This is a genomic window from Pseudomonas sp. PDM26 (assembly GCF_019219185.1).
Lineage (GTDB): Bacteria > Pseudomonadota > Gammaproteobacteria > Pseudomonadales > Pseudomonadaceae > Aquipseudomonas.
The window spans coordinates 117,216-132,364 of record NZ_JAHUWC010000020.1 but is presented as its reverse complement, the minus strand read 5'-3'; the positions used below and the strand labels follow the sequence as shown (position 1 = coordinate 132,364).

The 15,149-nt window shown below is 61.2% G+C and carries 14 protein-coding genes; 4 read left to right on the top strand and 10 right to left on the bottom strand.

Going from position 1 to position 15,149, the window contains the following annotated elements:
- Positions 1-652: 652 nt before the first annotated feature.
- The 7 genes from KW849_RS29675 to KW849_RS29645 form a co-directional block, all read right to left on the bottom strand.
- Positions 653-1,276 (bottom strand): hypothetical protein, encoded by a 624-nt coding sequence (locus KW849_RS29675; protein WP_218433350.1) that lies wholly within the window; start codon positions 1,274-1,276, stop codon positions 653-655.
- The gene (locus tag KW849_RS29670) at positions 1,273-1,623 is read right to left on the bottom strand and encodes a hypothetical protein (protein WP_218433371.1); all 351 of its coding nucleotides are present in this window, start codon (positions 1,621-1,623) and stop codon (positions 1,273-1,275) included. Before KW849_RS29670 ends, KW849_RS29675 begins: the two co-directional genes overlap by 4 nt.
- Before the next feature lie 442 nt (positions 1,624-2,065).
- Positions 2,066-2,815, bottom strand: coding sequence for a hypothetical protein (locus KW849_RS29665; protein WP_218433348.1), 750 nt, complete (start codon positions 2,813-2,815; stop codon positions 2,066-2,068).
- 102 nt (positions 2,816-2,917) lie between these two features.
- A complete protein-coding gene (locus KW849_RS29660; RefSeq protein WP_218433346.1) occupies positions 2,918-4,450 on the bottom strand; it encodes a DUF5666 domain-containing protein in 1,533 nt (510 codons plus the stop codon).
- Positions 4,447-5,289, bottom strand: coding sequence for a DUF6502 family protein (locus KW849_RS29655; protein WP_108219892.1), 843 nt, complete (start codon positions 5,287-5,289; stop codon positions 4,447-4,449). Before KW849_RS29655 ends, KW849_RS29660 begins: the two co-directional genes overlap by 4 nt.
- Positions 5,290-5,419: 130 nt before the next feature.
- A complete protein-coding gene (locus KW849_RS29650) occupies positions 5,420-6,064 on the bottom strand; it encodes a hypothetical protein (protein ID WP_256357443.1) in 645 nt (214 codons plus the stop codon).
- A gap of 365 nt (positions 6,065-6,429) precedes the next feature.
- Positions 6,430-7,002: a hypothetical protein gene (locus KW849_RS29645; protein ID WP_218433344.1), complete on the bottom strand. Its 573-nt coding sequence runs from the start codon at positions 7,000-7,002 to the stop codon at positions 6,430-6,432.
- A 334-nt stretch (positions 7,003-7,336) separates the two neighbouring features.
- On the opposite strand from KW849_RS29645, the gene KW849_RS29640 reads away from it, so the two are divergent.
- The 4 genes from KW849_RS29640 (at position 7,337) to KW849_RS29625 (ending at position 13,401) form a co-directional block, all read left to right on the top strand.
- Entirely contained in the window at positions 7,337-9,463 is a 2,127-nt protein-coding gene (locus KW849_RS29640) for a TonB-dependent receptor domain-containing protein (RefSeq protein WP_218433341.1), read from the top strand.
- Positions 9,464-9,550: 87 nt separating this feature from the next.
- A complete protein-coding gene (locus tag KW849_RS29635) occupies positions 9,551-10,828 on the top strand; it encodes a tyrosine/phenylalanine carboxypeptidase domain-containing protein (protein ID WP_218433339.1) in 1,278 nt (425 codons plus the stop codon).
- 165 nt (positions 10,829-10,993) lie between these two features.
- On the top strand, positions 10,994-12,478 hold the full coding sequence (locus KW849_RS29630; protein ID WP_218433337.1) for a DUF3300 domain-containing protein: 1,485 nt from the start codon (positions 10,994-10,996) through the stop codon (positions 12,476-12,478).
- A 26-nt stretch (positions 12,479-12,504) separates the two neighbouring features.
- Positions 12,505-13,401 (top strand): DUF2950 domain-containing protein, encoded by an 897-nt coding sequence (locus KW849_RS29625; RefSeq protein WP_218433335.1) that lies wholly within the window; start codon positions 12,505-12,507, stop codon positions 13,399-13,401.
- A 17-nt stretch (positions 13,402-13,418) separates the two neighbouring features.
- Here KW849_RS29625 and KW849_RS29620 read toward each other — a convergent pair whose 3' ends face one another.
- The 3 genes from KW849_RS29620 to KW849_RS31610 all read right to left on the bottom strand — a co-directional run bounded on the left by KW849_RS29620 (position 13,419) and on the right by KW849_RS31610 (position 15,004).
- Complete coding sequence (locus tag KW849_RS29620) at positions 13,419-13,955, bottom strand: GNAT family N-acetyltransferase (RefSeq protein WP_218433332.1); 537 nt, start codon at positions 13,953-13,955, stop codon at positions 13,419-13,421.
- A gap of 231 nt (positions 13,956-14,186) precedes the next feature.
- Positions 14,187-14,657, bottom strand: coding sequence for a hypothetical protein (locus KW849_RS31615; protein ID WP_256357442.1), 471 nt, complete (start codon positions 14,655-14,657; stop codon positions 14,187-14,189).
- Entirely contained in the window at positions 14,654-15,004 is a 351-nt protein-coding gene (locus KW849_RS31610; RefSeq protein WP_256357441.1) for a hypothetical protein, read from the bottom strand. The genes KW849_RS31615 and KW849_RS31610 overlap by 4 nt, the downstream gene beginning before the upstream one ends.
- Positions 15,005-15,149 lie beyond the last annotated feature (145 nt).

Below are 15,149 nucleotides of genomic sequence, written 5' to 3'. Positions count from 1 at the left end.
CGTTGGTTACATCTTTGATTTCTCGCGGAGTAACTTGTGATGCTGATAATCTGTTGACTAGCAGTCTGACTCCACAAGCACCCACACGAATTGCTTGATTCAGTTGTTAAAGAGCGGTTGGTTAAGAGCTTTCGTCTCAACCGAGGTGCGCATCTTACAGCGCATCTTTTCAAATTGCAACCTTAAAAGTTTCTGATTTTTCAACAAAATCAACTACTTAAGCCAAGAGCAACATCAAGCTGCTCGTTAGCGGGAGGCGAATAGTACAGTATTAAAATACGTGGTCAACCCCCCATCTGAAAATTCTTCTTCCTTACCAAAGCGCCCGGGTTGCCACCATGAAAACCTCCAGCATCTATATAAAGCTTCAGGGCAACAGAGAGCCCGGACTACGTCGTCACTGAAGCGCCCCGCCACCCCAGCGATAGCACTGTTCCAGGCCACCACATTCAATGACAGCACCATACCCGTCCGGCTCGGTCCCCCTCTGCCGACATCCTCGTCGGTATTTCGAACCGTGCGGCAGATTTCAAAAAGAAGTCGCAAACCCCACGACTACTCAGGGCTTGCGACTCATAGCCGATACGTCCCTCAAGCTGCCGAGACGTTTTCTTCGGGTATGCCTGCCATGTTCATTGCCGAACGTGCAGGTTTAGTTCTCTATCTCAACCACATCGACATCCGGAGCGTCCGGGGCATCAGGGGCGTCGGCCACATCCTCTCTGGCCTCCTTCGCCTCTACTTTGGCTACTTTGGCAGCGTTCCGGGCTGCATTTGCGGCAGCCCTGGCAGCATCTCTGGCTGCATCTGCTTTTGCCTTGGCGGCGTCCCGGGCTGCATCTGCTGCAGCCCTGGCAGCATCCCGGGCTGCATCTGCATCTGCTTTCGGTACGCCAGCGGCTCTGGCAGCGTCTCGGGCTGCATCAGCCTCAGCTCTCGCAGCGTCTCGAGCTGCATCCGCCTCGGCTCTGGCAGCATCCCTGGCTACATCTGCGTCGATCCTGGCAGCGCCCCTATCTTCTGCAGCTTCCCTGGCTGCATCTGCGGCGTCTTCTGCGGCTTCCCTGGCAGCGTCATTGGCGTCTTCTGCGGCTTCCCTGGCTGCTTCACCGGGTTCTTCTGCAGCTTCCCTGGCTGCATCAGCGGCGTCTTCTGCAGCTTCCCTGGCAGCGTCATTGGCGTCTTCTGCGGCTTCCCTGGCTGCATCTGCGGCGTCATCTCCGTCGTCGTCATCATCGTTGGCATTCGCTTTGCCCGGGCCTCTGTTCCCGATCATGCCACCATGGTCATCGTCGTTGTCACGCGCATTGCCCGGGCCTCTATTCCCGGCCATTCCACCATGGTCAGCGTCGCCGCGGCCCGGACCGCCATGACCAGTAGCACCATGACCGCCGCCATCTCCATGGCCGCTACCACCGCTACCGCCTCCGCCGTCACCACCGTGGCCACCGCCTCCGGAGCCACCGCCGCCACCGTGACCACCACCACCTCCGGAGCCTCCAGAGCCTCCGCCGCCGCCACCGTTGCCGCCTCCACCGCCGCCACCGTGACCGCCACCGCCTCCTCCGCTGCCGCCGCCACCGTGGCCGCCTCCGCCTCCGCCGCTACCGCCATCTTTGGCATGCACGGTGGAGAAACTACTGATGTAATCAGGCACCAGGACAGTCGATGCCGACAGGACCCCGCCAATTGCCAGAGCCAACAAACACTTCTTGAGTACCATGATGCACCTCCGCTCGGAGTTGCGCCGTCATCTCCCTATCGAACGCAATGTCCAGTGAGTTCCCGGCCGCCCATTAGAGCGGCCAGCCAACCGGCACGGCCATAAATCTGCAGCAATCACGAGCAATTGCGGTATCTGCACGATCCCTCAGAGCCAGCCGGTATCGTTACGTGGGAAATATTCCCACACCTATTAGATTAGTGCTGTCAGCCTGAGTGTCAACGACCGAATATCAGGACTTGAGCCAGCTGTCCTGACTGGCTTTTCGACGCGCACCGTCGCGCCTGGACCCGGCCTGGGTCGAAGCGGTGAAACGCATCAGTGCAAGGAAGCAGGTGGGTATCAGTAGGTGTGACTGAACAACAGTCCAGCCTCGCCATCCGGGCTGGCGTCGGAAAACCCCTTGACGGCATACAACTGGAACTTCCAGTTCTGATTGAGCTTGTGCGTGAGGAACAAGGTGAGCTCCTTGATCTGATCGCCCGTGGAAACGACCTTCTGCCGCCAGTCGTAGGAGGCGCCCGCCGTGGTACGCGCGAACACGGGTATGGCGAAGCCCAGGCCGGCGAAAATCGGATCGTCGAAGTCGGAGCCCGACGGGTCGCCGAATTTTTTCCAGCCCAGTGTGGCGAACCCGGTCACAGGGCCGAAGGCTTTGGCGACGTCGACCTGGCCGGAATAGTCGGTTTTGCCCGTGCCCAGGCACTTGTCTTCGTCGGCCGTGGGCAACTTGACCTTGCCGATCAGGTCCACGAACAACCCGCCAACGCTGCCGTCAATCACTGCATAATCGGCACCGGCAACGGTGTCACCCAAACCGCTTTCCACTTTGCCGCAGCCGCCGGGCAACGGCTCACCATCGGGGCCGACCGAAGGATTGGTGATGCGCAGCCAGGGCACAGTGAGCTTGTAGGTCATGGGGCCGGTCTGGTATTTGCCAACCAGCGGGACGTACCAGGTTTCAGAAGTTGTACCGGTACCATAGTCGCCCCGAGAGTAGTCGGTTCCGATCGAGGTCGTGAAGGTATCGGCCAGGGTCGGCAAGCCCAGGCTGGCAAGCAAACCGACGAGCAGGATGCGCTTGGGGTTCATGTTCACCTCGTGTCTTGCGTCATCGAAGTTCACACGCATGCTTTGTTGCGTGACTTACCAAGCCTAGTTACTTATGACGATAGTGCATCATGCCTGCGCTGTTTAACCCGACCTGCCGGAGTGATCGATTTTTTCAACCGGTTCAACCTTCTCGATTTTCTCGACCTTTTCGACTTTCTCCACCTTTTCGACTTTTTCTGGCCGCTCTACTTTCTCGCCCTTCTCTGGGCGTTCGATTTTTTCGACTTGCTCTACCCTCTCGACTCTATCGACTTTGTCGGGTTGCTCGACACGCTCTGACTTGCCGGACCTGTCCACGCTTTCCCTCTGGTCGCCGCCGCCATGACTGTCACTGCCCCCGTGGTCGGTATCGTCGCCAACGCGGACTTCGCTCTCGTTGCGGCCGCTCCTGTCACTGCCCGAGTTGTCGGAGCTGTTGGAGCTGCCCGAGTTGCTCGAGCCACTTGAGTCGTCCGTGCTTTGCTCGCTGCCCCGCAGGCGCCCATGTTGGTTGCCGGCTGGCGAATCGGAGCGCTCGCGGGACAATTCGATACGTGTTGCCTGCACATCCCGCGCGCCGGTAAATACGCCGTTGACCCGCACGCGTCGGTCCAGCGCCAGTTCCGAAGGCTGCACACCGACAAACACGGTGTCGTGCGCGAGTGTCACCTTAAAGCCACCCACCACCAAATGCTGGTCCTGCCGACCCTGGACCAGACCCTCGATCACCGCATGATGTACCCGACCGATGAAGGGCAGGCTCGGGTCGGGGTGGCTTTGGGTCACGTCCAGCTCACGGCCGGACCACTGGCCGCGCACCAGCATTTCCTGCGCCGGACCTGGGTGATTGCTGAGTTTGAGCCCCAGGAGATAGCCACTGCGATCCACCGATCCGATGGCACTGGCCTCCTTGAGGCCGGGCGCCCGGTCGATGCGGCTGGCTACCACGTCGCCACGGGCATCGCGCAGTCCGCTGACCCGTACGGGATCACCCGGGCGCAGACCCGCAGCGACTTGAGCACCGCTGGCCAGGCGCACAGGTTGTCCCATGACACGCATGGGCATGGAGTCTCTAGGCAGGGCTGTCAAAGGGCCTTCGTAGACGTGCAGGATTGAAATGCGCCCGGCCTCCAGACCTCGTTTGGAATTGAACGCTTCCACGGCAACCACCTGACCGACTGCCAGCTGGGTGCTGGTGGTGGCAATGCCGTTCTCGCTGACAGGAACGTCATTGCTGAAGTGCACTTCCAGGCCATTGACGCAGATCGAGGCGAACCCGGTGATGGTACCGACAATGCCGGTGCCACCGATCCCGCCGTTGTCACTTTCACTGCCGATGCCCGTGCCACCCACGCCGCCTGCAACGGCACCGGTGCCGCCAATGCCGCCAGGGTGCTTTTTCAGCGGTGCGCCGGTACCGCCCATCCCGCCGTTGTCGGTGCTGATGCCGGTACCGCCCATACCCCCAGGCGCCACACCCGTACCGCCGGTGCCACCCGGAGCCTGGATGACCGGAACTTCACTTGTGCCCGCGTCATTCTGGCTCACACAGGCTGGGGCGGCCTGCAACACAATCGGAAGCCCGAGGCCCAGAGCAAGGGCGATTGCACGAATCAGGCGCAAGTTGAGGGTCATGGCTTAGGGGCCGTTGATGAATTGGTATCTGAAGCTTCAGTGTAGAAGTACAGGCCGACCGTGATGCGCTGGCGCGGCTCAAGACTGGGCAGGTCGCGGAATTCCAGATCGGCGGCGAGTCGGTTGAAACTCAACAGGGCCTGCATCCCCTCGCTGGCAACGGCCTCGCGCAACGCCTCGACGCTCGCTGGGGTCAGCGCGTCATAGTGGACGCTGCGTTCAAAAAAGGCCGGAACTTCGCCGCTCAGGTTGTGTACCGCGGCGCTAGCATGATCGTGCAGATTGTGCCCCAGGTAAGCGGTTTTCTCATCGAAGCCCTTTTGCGGCACGAAGGCCTGGGCTTCGAGGTGCACGAGATCTTGTTCGTCAAGGCGCACGACCCCCAGGCGCAGCCACTCGTCCAGCACCACTCGCGCCCGGATATCGGTGCTGACCTTCGCCACCAAGGCGTCAAAGGAGCGATCGCCGCCGACACTGGCCAATCGAGGCAGGGGCAGTGGCTGGCCGGCGTCGTTGCAGAACGGCGCCTTGGCCCAGGCGTTGACCAGTTGCGCACCGAAAGTGATGTTTTCCGGAAGCGTGGAAGAAGCAGGGTCGCTGGTGTTGCGCAAGCGCCGTACATCCTTGCGGTGCACGCCGGTGAGCAGGCTGATGCGGCTGTCGGTCGGTGCCTTGTCGCCCAGACGGAACTCTCGGTCCGCCACCTCGACGAAAACCTCCTTGAGCAGGTCGGCAAACACCAGGTAGGTGACTCCTTTGCGCAGCATCAGGCGTACCAGCGGCCGCATGACATGCCGCAAGGCTTTGAGGAGCGAGGTGGGCAAGGTAGACGATTGCATTCAGCGCATTCCTGGTCAGTTAATCCCAGTATAGCTACGTGGGAAATAATCCCATGAAGACAGGCGCTTTTTTTGCCGCGCCTCATACAAAACCGCTCTTCAGGGTCTTGTATGAGGTCATCAGGCCGCTTCAGATCCGGCTGTTGTCGTCGCCGGGTTCGCCACCATCATGATTGCCATTGTCGTCACCCGGCTCGCCGCCGACATGGACGCCGTGGTCGTCACCCGGCTCGCCGCCGACGTGGACGCCGTGGTCGTCACCCGGCTCACCGCCAACGTGGACGCCGTGGTCGTCACCCGGCTCACCGCCAACGTGGACGCCGTGGTCGTCACCCGGCTCACCGCCAACGTGGACGCCGTGGTCGTCACCCGGCTCACCGCCAACGTGGACGCCGTGGTCATCACCCGCTTCTGCATGGGTACCACCGCGACCGGAGTTCGAGCCTCCAGAACCGTCATGGCCTGAATTCCCGCTCCCATGATCGCTGCCGCTGTGGCCACTGTTGCCGCCGCTCCCACTGTTGCCGCCATGGCCACCGCTGCCACCGCTCCCACTGTTGCCGCCATGGCCACCACTGCCACCGCTCCCACTGTTGCCGCCATGTCCGCCGCTACCGCCGCCACCGCCATTACCGCCACCGCCACCGCCACCATCCTTGGCATAGGCACTCGATACATGGGAAACGGAGTCTGGAACCAAAACGACGGAAGCCGAGAGGACGCCACCGATTGCCAGCGCCAGTAATCCTCTCTTGAAAAGCAGGTAAGTGTTCATCGTGCATTCTCCTGGTGATTTACCGCGAGCAGTGCCAACGCAATTCGCGCTGCGATCCGGGAGCGGCATGGGAGTAACCCGTCAAACTTGCAATTTCTCTAGAATATTTCGCGTGGGATTTTTTCCCACACAATCTAAATTAGCCCTTTCTGGCTCCGGGTCAACCCGCGCAGGAGAAAGCCGACCGACGGCTTTGTGCAAGCAATCGAACTGTCGGGAGACTGCCTATGGGTCATGGAAAAAGGACGAGTAGTCGAGAGGTCTGTATCACGGTTGATCACCCAGAGGTGACGGCGGCTCAGGCAACCCCGGATTCGCTGAAGCCCGCCATTTCAGGGAGCGGGCTTCCCACGATCTGTTGATAGCTACCCCGCTACCGAGGTTTTTTGCGCACCGACACTGCCTGCCCTACCGGCGACTACAAGTGCCACGCAACAAGCCAGTGACGAGAATGCGGCGAATGCGCCCATCACATGCAAATAAGGCAACACGTGATTCCAGGCTCGAGCCACCCCCAGGAATGCGGCGAATAGCCAACCGCTCATGGAAAGCGCCCCCAACAAGGCAAGCCGAGTGCGCCCTGCAGTGCGCAGCGCGACGAATGGAGCCTTTTGCAGCAACGGAAAACCAACTCGATGCAACAATGCACCGTTCAGGCTAAGCAGCGCGACAACAGTCACCTTGGCCCAGAGTTTCTGATTGAGCAGATACGCCTCGCCTTCATTGAGGTAACCCTGGAGCACCAACAACAATCCGCTTGCCCAAAGGCCCAGCAGTGCGAGGCTGACGATCTTTTGGGTTTCATCAACGTACTCGAGCCGCGCCTGATCCAGTATTTCCTTGCGCCAACTCCAAAGCTTGTGATCCGCCTGCAACACCCTCCCCAGGGCAATACACGTAGCGAGCAGATGACCGTATACGAGAAGCATTTTGAGCATTGCCTTGACCTTTTTATTGTTTGGGCGCTGCGTTCCCTGCTTCGCTTGACTGAAAACGAATGATACAAATTAGCAGTTGCGTTTTCAATACAAGCGTCTACTAACATGTGACAAAACCGATCTCCATACGACTTTCGTCGTATTTGAAGACAGTTATTCCTGTGGCGGATGAATGCCACATCCCCCCTCATCGTCGGAATGCTGTAAACCGTTGTGGCGTTGATCGCGACCGCCCTGCCCTTGGCGTGCAAAAAGCGAAATTGCCATGTGCTCCCTTCGTTCTTTCTTGCGTCGCACTGTTCTTTGCCCGTTCCTGTACATCTGGAGTTCCCCCATGTCCCCGCCTGAATACTTGCCCGCTGCGCTGCTGGGACTGGCCCTTGTTTGTCCGGCCATGGCCGAGGCCCAAAGCCTGGAGCTGGGACAAGTGCTGATCGGGGCTGAGGACCAGAGCAACGAAGACCAGGGGATCGAGGACGCCAGGGCGCGGCTGGCCCAGGTGCCCGGCGGCACCAATGTGGTCGACATGCGCCGCCCGTTGCAGGGCCGCGTGGCCAGCAATCAGGATGTGCTGGCTTACCAGCCGGGGATCTACGCCCAGTCGGTGGGCAACGAAGGGGTGAAAATCTCGATCCGTGGATCGGGTATCAACCGTGCACCGGGCGCCCATGCCTCGGGGCTGTACACCATGCTCGACGGTCTGCCGCTGACCGGCCCTGGGGGCACGCCCTATGAGTTGCTGGAACCGCTGTGGCTCGACCATGTAGAAGTGCTGCGCGGCGCCAACGGTTTCGACCGGGGCGCCCTGGCCTTGGGCGGGGCCATCGATTACGTCAGCCACACTGGTTACGACGCGCCGAAGTTGCAGGTGCGCTACGCGACGGGCAGCCACGGTTATCAGCAGCGCCAGATCAGCTCCGGACAAGTGCTCGGCGCCTTCGATTACTACCTGGCCATGACCGACGCCAATGCCGACGGCTACCAGGACCACACGGCCAGTGAGAGCCAGGGTGTCATCGCCAACTTCGGTTATCGCTTCAACCCCAACCTGGAAACGCGCTTTTACCTGCGCCACCGCCAGACCGACAACGACCTCGCGGGGCGCGTGACCAAGCACTCCATCGAGCATGACCCACGGGCGGCCAACCCTGCCTACGTGGTGCGGGACGACCGCCGCGATGAGCCGGGCAGCACCTTTATCGGCAACAAGACCACCTGGTACATCGACGACGATTCGAGCATCCAGACCGGTCTTGTCTACCACGACTACCCGATGGATTTACGTGAGGGTCCCAACCGCCTGAAGGTGGCGTACACGGACGTCAGCGGCACGTTCGACTACAAGCGTCGCGACACGCTCTGGGGGCTGCAAAGCCAAAGCACCCTGGGTCTGCGAATGACCAGACACCTGCCCAACTCAGGTGCCAGCGAGTTCGTGCGCATCCCCACCGGCAACACCGCCGGTTACGCACCGGGCACGCTGATTCGCAACTTCACCTACCAGGGCTCGGACACCGTCCTGCATCTGGGCAATGACCTGGAAATCGCCGACGACCTGTGGCTGACCACCGGCCTCGCCGCGATCTACACCCGCCGTGAAAGCGATGTCACCCACCCGAAAAGTGGTGGCAAGACCAGCCTGCACGACTGGGACTATGCCCCGCGCGCGGGCCTGCGCTATCAACTGACACCTGACCTGCAACTGTTCGGCAATCTCAGTCGCTCGGTCGAGGCACCGCACCCGTGGTCGCTGATCTATAGCTCCAACATACGATTCCCGGCAGGCAGTGGCCCCGCCACAGGCGCCCAGCGTGATCCGGTCAAGCTGCAAAACCAGACCGCCACCACCCTGGAAATCGGCGGCCGCGGTGACAGCACGTTGGGGCAGTGGAGCCTGGCCTGGTACTACGCCCAAGTGCGCCATGAACTGCTGTCGGTGTTACCGGATGCCAACGCCACCACTCCCTACGAACTCAACGCCAGCCCCACCGTGCACCAGGGCGTGGAAGCCAGCCTGCTGAGCCCTCTTTGGTCGAAGGACGATGGCGGCCAGTTGAGCCTGCGCCAGAGCTACACCTTCAGTGACTTCCACTACCGCGACGATGACCGCTTCGGCGACAACCGCCTGCCGGGCCTGCCGATGCACTATTACCAGGGCGAACTGCGCTACGACTGGCCACAAGGCTTTTTCGCCGCGATCAACACGCAATGGGTGTCGAAAGTGGCGGTCGATTACGCCAACAGCTACTACGCCGATCCCTACGCAATCTTCGGCGCGACGCTGGGCTACAACGCGCCCAAGGGCGACTGGCAGACCTGGCTGGACCTGCGCAACCTGACCGACAAGCACTACGCCGCCACGGTCACGCCGGGCTACGACGACAAAGGGCTGGACGCGGCGCGATCCACGCCCGGCGAGGGCATGGCGATGTACGTCGGGGTGTCGTGGAGCCTGCTCTGAGGTCGCGTACCTGTCTTCGAAAACGCACGTAACCGAGCGCGACGACTAAGCTTTAGTAACGTCACTTCGTCCCTCAAGGAGCTATCCATGAGCGCCGCCGCCCTGCCCGAACTCGATGCCGCCCTGCCCGACCTGACCCGCAAGATCCGCGTGCTGGATGCCTTGTCCTGGCCCGATGGCGTCGAGGAAGACTTCCTGGCGAAATGGCGCAGCGGGCGTGCGCAGTTACCCGATGTCAAGCTGCAGCCCCGCGAGCACAGCGCCGACATCGCCGCTCTGGAAACCTTTATCAGCCGCTGCGATGTCGGGCATCCTGCCGGGAATTTCCTCGCCATGACCGCCCGTAGCTATGCCACCGCCGGGCACATGCTGGGGGCCATTGGCACTCCCGCCTTTACGCAATATTCGTCTGCACTGTATCGGCGCCCGGATTTCTATTACTCGCGCTTGCAACTGAGCATGCTCGACGCGGCCCGTTTCTTCCTCAAGACCACCGATGCCCTGCTCGGCAGTGCGCGGATTCCACCCTGCCCGGCCGAGATCCCGGCCAAGGTGTTCGCCGCCTGGATACAACCGGAACTGGACCGTTTCTTCGGCGTCGGACAGATCACGGTCGTGCTCGATCCGAACCTGGCCGCCAAGGCCATCGCCGGATCGAGCCGCATTCGCCTGCGGGCCAGCGCGCTGTTCTCGGAACTGGACAAGAACCAGCTGTTGCAACACGAGGCCTTCGTGCATGTCGCCACGGCACAAAACGGCGCGCGACAGCCCAACCTCACAAGCCTGGGCCTGGGGGCGCCCCGCACGACCCAGACCCAGGAAGGCATTGCCACCCTGGCCGAACTGTTCACCGGCAGCATGGACATCAATCGTTTGCGTCGCCTCGCCCTGCGCGTGCTCGCCGTCCAGCAGGCGCTGGAGGGCGCCGACTTCATCCAGGTGTTCGAAGGTTTTCTGGCGGCCGGGCAGACAGAAGAGGAATCCTTCCGCTCGACCCAACGGGTGTTCCGCGGCGCCGACCTGCGGGGCGGTTCGGCGTTCACCAAGGATGCCGCGTACCTGACCGGGCTACTCGGCGTCCATACCCTGCTGCGCATTGCAATCCGCGATAATCGGCCAGAACTGGTGGGGCATTTGTTTGCCGGGCGCCTCAGCCTGGCTGACACCGTGCGCCTGGCGCCACTGTTCGAGTCCGGTTGGCTCAAGGGACCGACCTACCTTCCGGCCTGGGCCAGCGACTTGCGCCTGCTCGCGGCCAACCTGGCCTTCTCGGCGTTCATTGCCCAGATCAAGCTGGACGTGCTGGACCTGAAGGTGTTCATGGCATTCGCCGAAGAACACGAAAGCGATGCCAGCGCCCAGTGATCGATCAGGTTGACGCCGTTTTAAAGACAGCCTGGGTCGTTCGAATGAGCTGCTACCATTAGGAAGCGGCATCGAAGCTGGGCTCTGTGGCTTGCAAAGTCAGCTTTCGCCTCTGCTACATCGACTCACTCATTTCAAGCCTGCCTGACCACATAGGGGGTGCCCATGCGCATTCCATTTTTTTACGCGTTGTCAGCCGTTCTGTTTTTGAGTGGATCTTCCTGCCTGACACAGGCTGCGGATGCGACCGCACCCGCCAACGCTGCCGATACAGCGTCCGTCACCGCGACTGCCAAAGACCCCGTGTTTACCCAGGAACAGCTGGATCAGATGCTGGCGCCCATTGCGCTTTACCCGGACCCACTGTTGGCACAAGTACTGATGGCCACCACCTACCCGGGGGAAGTCGGCGAGGCGGTCACCTGGTCCAAGGCGCACCCGGACGCCAAGGGCGATGATGCAGTCAAACAGGTAGCGAACCAGCCCTGGGATCCGAGCGTGCAGGCGCTGGTCGCCTTCCCGCAGGTTCTGGCAACGCTGGGGCAGGATCCCGTCTGGGTACAACGCCTGGGTGATGCCTTCCTGGCGCAGCCCGACGATGTCATGAACGGCGTGCAACGCCTGCGCCATCAAGCCCAGGCCGCTGGTAACCTGCAGAGCAACCAATATCAGAACGTGACGATCCAGAATGTCACGGCACCTGCGACCACAACGCAGGCAGCGGCTTCAGCCCCTGAACCGGCCCCAGCCAGCAGTTCCACCATCATCATTCAACCTGCCGATCCGCAGGTGGTGTACGTCCCCACCTATAACCCGACCACCACCTACGGCACTTGGGCCTACCCGGCATCGCCGCCCGTGTACTATCCGCCGCCACCCGCCTATTACCCCGGTCAGGCCTTGATGGCCGGGCTGGCGTTTGGTACTGGCGTGGCGATCGTCGGTGCATTGTGGGGTGAATGTGACTGGGGCAATAACGACGTCGATATCGACGTCAATCGTTATAACAACATCAATGCCAACAATCGGATCACCAATAACCAGAACAAATGGCAGCACAACCCGGTGCACCGCAATGGTGTGCCCTATCGAGACAGCGCGAGCCGCGCACAGTACGGCCGCCAATTGAACGGCGCCAATCAGCGTGAAGCCTATCGCGGGGACACTGCCCAGCGTGCCCAGGCCCGAGAAAATGCCCGCACCTCAATGGACCGGCACGGTATCGAACGACCTGCCACCAGCAACCGCGAAGCCCGTGATCAAACGCGCAAACTCCAGTCTGGTACCGCGGGGGACAATCGGTTACAGGCCGGTGCAGACAGGCCGAAGGCGGCTGACAGAGGCCAGGGCACGGCCAGAAACACCCGGGAGAATCAGCAACCCAGGAACCAGAGCGCTCAGCTGAATCAGCGCAGAGAGGGCCAGGCGCAGACGCGTCAAACGGCGAATCAACGGCCGGCCGCCAGTACCGGCAGTGCCCGCAACAATGCATTCGCCGGCGCACGCTCACCGTCCCAGGCCAACGTCCAGGCCAATCGTGGCCGGGCCAGTCAGGCATCCGCCCAACGCCCAAGTGCCTCGCGATCGGCCGGTCACCAGGTCAGTCGGCCGTCCAATCCACCAGCGCGTCAAAGGGGGGGCCGCCGTTGAAAAACCAACCTCGAGTGAAGGGACTCATGGACTTGCTCCATCATGTCCTTGCGATAGTAGCCGGCTTGTTGTGGTCGTGCATGGCGACGGCGCAGCAGGCCTTTCCAACGCCAGAAAAGGCCGTTGAAGCCTTTGTCGAAGCACTGGGCACGGAACACTCCGACCAGGCAAGCCTGACCGAGCTGCTGGGCAGTGACTGGCACAATTACATCCCGCGTGAAGGCGTGCAGCGCGAAGATGTGGATGCTTTTTTGCAGCAATACCGCGAGCGACATCACATTGAAAACACCAGCGAGCGCAAGGCAGTCCTGGCGGTCGGCAGCAAGAACTGGACACTGCCCATCCCCATGACAAAAGACGCCAGCGGTTGGCGCTTCGACCTCAAGGCCGGCAGTGCCGAGATCCGTGCCCGTCAAATCGGCCGCAATGAACTGGCCGCGGTGCAATCGGTGCTGGCCTATCACGACGCACAGATGGACTATGCGTCAGTCGATCGAGACGGTGACGGCGCACTCGAGTACGCGCAGAAAATCTTCAGCACCCCTGGCAAGCACGATGGACTTTATTGGGCGCAAGACGACAGCGGCCAGATCAGCCCGCTGGGGCCTTCGTTCGGCAAAGCCATTGCCGACGAAGAGTGGCATGGTTACCGCTTCCGCATCCTCGATGGCCAGGGTCCTTCGGCGCCGGGTGGCGCCTACAGCTACCGCATCGGTGACAAGATGAGCCGGGGCTTTGCCCTGATCGCCTGGCCGGCGAAATACGATGACACCGGGGTGATGAGTTTCATGATCAGCCATGAAGGACAGGTGTTCGAGAAAGACCTGGGGCCCGGTGGTGAAAAACTGGCGCAATCGATGAAGCGCTTCGATCCGGATGACAGCTGGAAAGAGGTGCCTGAAGATCAAGCACCGCAGGAGTGACCAGGGGTATCACCGACCTACTGCCGACGCTCGGAATCGCCGGGGGATCTTATCTGGATCAACAGGACGAATCGGTCTTCGTTCCCCGTATTTTCGTTACAGGAGGGTTGTTCCAGCTGGAATCCGCAACGTTCAAGGACTTTTCTTGAGCCCACATTTTCCTTGTAGGCAAAGGCAACCAGTTGCGTAAGTCCCCAGCGCATCCGTGCCTCCTGGACCAGATGCCTCAGCGCCAGTGTCGCCAGCCCCTGCCCGCACGCGCTCTGAGCAATCCGATAACCGACTTGCGCAGTACCCGTCGATGAGTCGATGCTTTTCAGATTGGCTCGCCCCACGATTCTTTGACTGGAGTCCTCGATGACAAACGGGTGCCAGGCGCCAATGGCAAAATCGGACAAATAGCTTTCGATATGGTCGGCGACGCCCTGCAACGAGTAAAAAACAGGGGCGCGCGCATCAATATGGGATTCGAACCATTCACGGTTAAGGACTTCGAATGCCAGTAACGCTTGAGCGTCAGTCTTTTTCAGCTCGCGAACGCTAAACGATTCCATTCATCACCTCTCCTGAGCCTTGTGCCGAAAGGGCCCAAGTTTATCTCAAACCTGAATAACCTTGCCGGACCGAGCAATCCCCCCTCTCGAGGCCGAGCATCCTGTTCATCACTCGTGAAGGCGACACGATTTCGAAAAAAAGTCGCAAGCCCCGCTACGCTTCAGGGCTTGCGACTCTTTGCTATGCGTCCCTCAATCTCCCGGGACGTTTTCTACAGTGAACGTGCAGGTTTAGTTCTCTACCTCAACCGCGTCGATATCCGGGGCATCCAGGGCTTCAGCCAAAGCCTCTCTGGCTTCCCTCGCCTTGGCTTGGGCAGCCTCTCTGACTGCGTTCACCTCGGCTTTGGCAGCGTTCCTGGCTGCATCTGCGACAGCCACGGCAGCATCCTTGGCTGCATCTACATCGGCCTTGACGGCGTCCCTGGCTACATCCACGTCGGCCTTGACGGCGTCCCTGGCTGCAGCTACGTCGGCTCTGGCGGCGTCCCGGGCTGCATCTGCGCCAGCTACGCCAGCTACGCCAGCTACGCCAGCAGCTTTTGCAGCGTCCCGTGCTGCGTCCGCATCAGCCCTGGCGGCGTCTCTGGCCGCATCTGCGTCAGCTTTTGCAGCATCCCTGGCTGCATCCGCGGCATCGTTGTCATCGGCATCGGCATCGTCGTTGTCACGCGCATTGCCGGGACCTCTATTCCCGGTCATGCCACCATGGTCATCGTCGTTGTCATGCGCAATGCCGGGGCCTCTATTCCCGGCCACTGCACCATGGTCAGCGTCGCCGCGCCCCGGGCCGCCATTGCCTGCAGCGCCATGACCTGCATCGCCATCGCCTGCAGCACCATGACCTGCACCGCCATTGCCTGCAGCGCCAGCACCTGCACCGCCATTGCCCGCAGCGCCATGACCTGCACCACCATTGCCTGCAGCGCCATGACCGCCGCCATCTCCATGGCCGCTACCAGCGTTACCGCTTCCGCCGTCACCGCCATGGCCTCCGGAACCACCACCGCCGTGACCACCACCGCCTCCGCTACCGCCATCTTTGGCATACACGCTGGAGAAACTTGCGATGTAATCGGGTACCAGGACAGTCGATGCCGACAGGACCCCGCCGATTGCCAGAGCCAACAAAGTTTTCTTGAGCAGCATGATGTACCTCCGCTTCGCGTTGCGTCGTCATCTCCGTATCGAACG

Coding starts and splice junctions, on each gene's coding strand:
- KW849_RS29670 (WP_218433371.1), bottom strand. CDS start 1,623: ATGCCAAAGATGGCGGTAGCGGCGGAGGCGGAGGCGGCCACGGTGGCG.
- KW849_RS29655 (WP_108219892.1), bottom strand. CDS start 5,289: ATGCAATCGTCTACCTTGCCCACCTCGCTCCTCAAAGCCTTGCGGCAT.
- KW849_RS29660 (WP_218433346.1), bottom strand. CDS start 4,450: ATGACCCTCAACTTGCGCCTGATTCGTGCAATCGCCCTTGCTCTGGGC.
- KW849_RS29620 (WP_218433332.1), bottom strand. CDS start 13,955: ATGGAATCGTTTAGCGTTCGCGAGCTGAAAAAGACTGACGCTCAAGCG.
- KW849_RS31610 (WP_256357441.1), bottom strand. CDS start 15,004: ATGCCAAAGATGGCGGTAGCGGAGGCGGTGGTGGTCACGGCGGTGGTG.
- KW849_RS29640 (WP_218433341.1), top strand. CDS start 7,337: ATGTCCCCGCCTGAATACTTGCCCGCTGCGCTGCTGGGACTGGCCCTT.
- KW849_RS29625 (WP_218433335.1), top strand. CDS start 12,505: ATGGACTTGCTCCATCATGTCCTTGCGATAGTAGCCGGCTTGTTGTGG.
- KW849_RS29645 (WP_218433344.1), bottom strand. CDS start 7,002: ATGCTCAAAATGCTTCTCGTATACGGTCATCTGCTCGCTACGTGTATT.
- KW849_RS29650 (WP_256357443.1), bottom strand. CDS start 6,064: ATGAACACTTACCTGCTTTTCAAGAGAGGATTACTGGCGCTGGCAATC.
- KW849_RS31615 (WP_256357442.1), bottom strand. CDS start 14,657: ATGACCGGGAATAGAGGTCCCGGCAATGCGCGTGACAACGACGATGCC.
- KW849_RS29635 (WP_218433339.1), top strand. CDS start 9,551: ATGAGCGCCGCCGCCCTGCCCGAACTCGATGCCGCCCTGCCCGACCTG.
- KW849_RS29630 (WP_218433337.1), top strand. CDS start 10,994: ATGCGCATTCCATTTTTTTACGCGTTGTCAGCCGTTCTGTTTTTGAGT.
- KW849_RS29665 (WP_218433348.1), bottom strand. CDS start 2,815: ATGAACCCCAAGCGCATCCTGCTCGTCGGTTTGCTTGCCAGCCTGGGC.
- KW849_RS29675 (WP_218433350.1), bottom strand. CDS start 1,276: ATGATCGGGAACAGAGGCCCGGGCAAAGCGAATGCCAACGATGATGAC.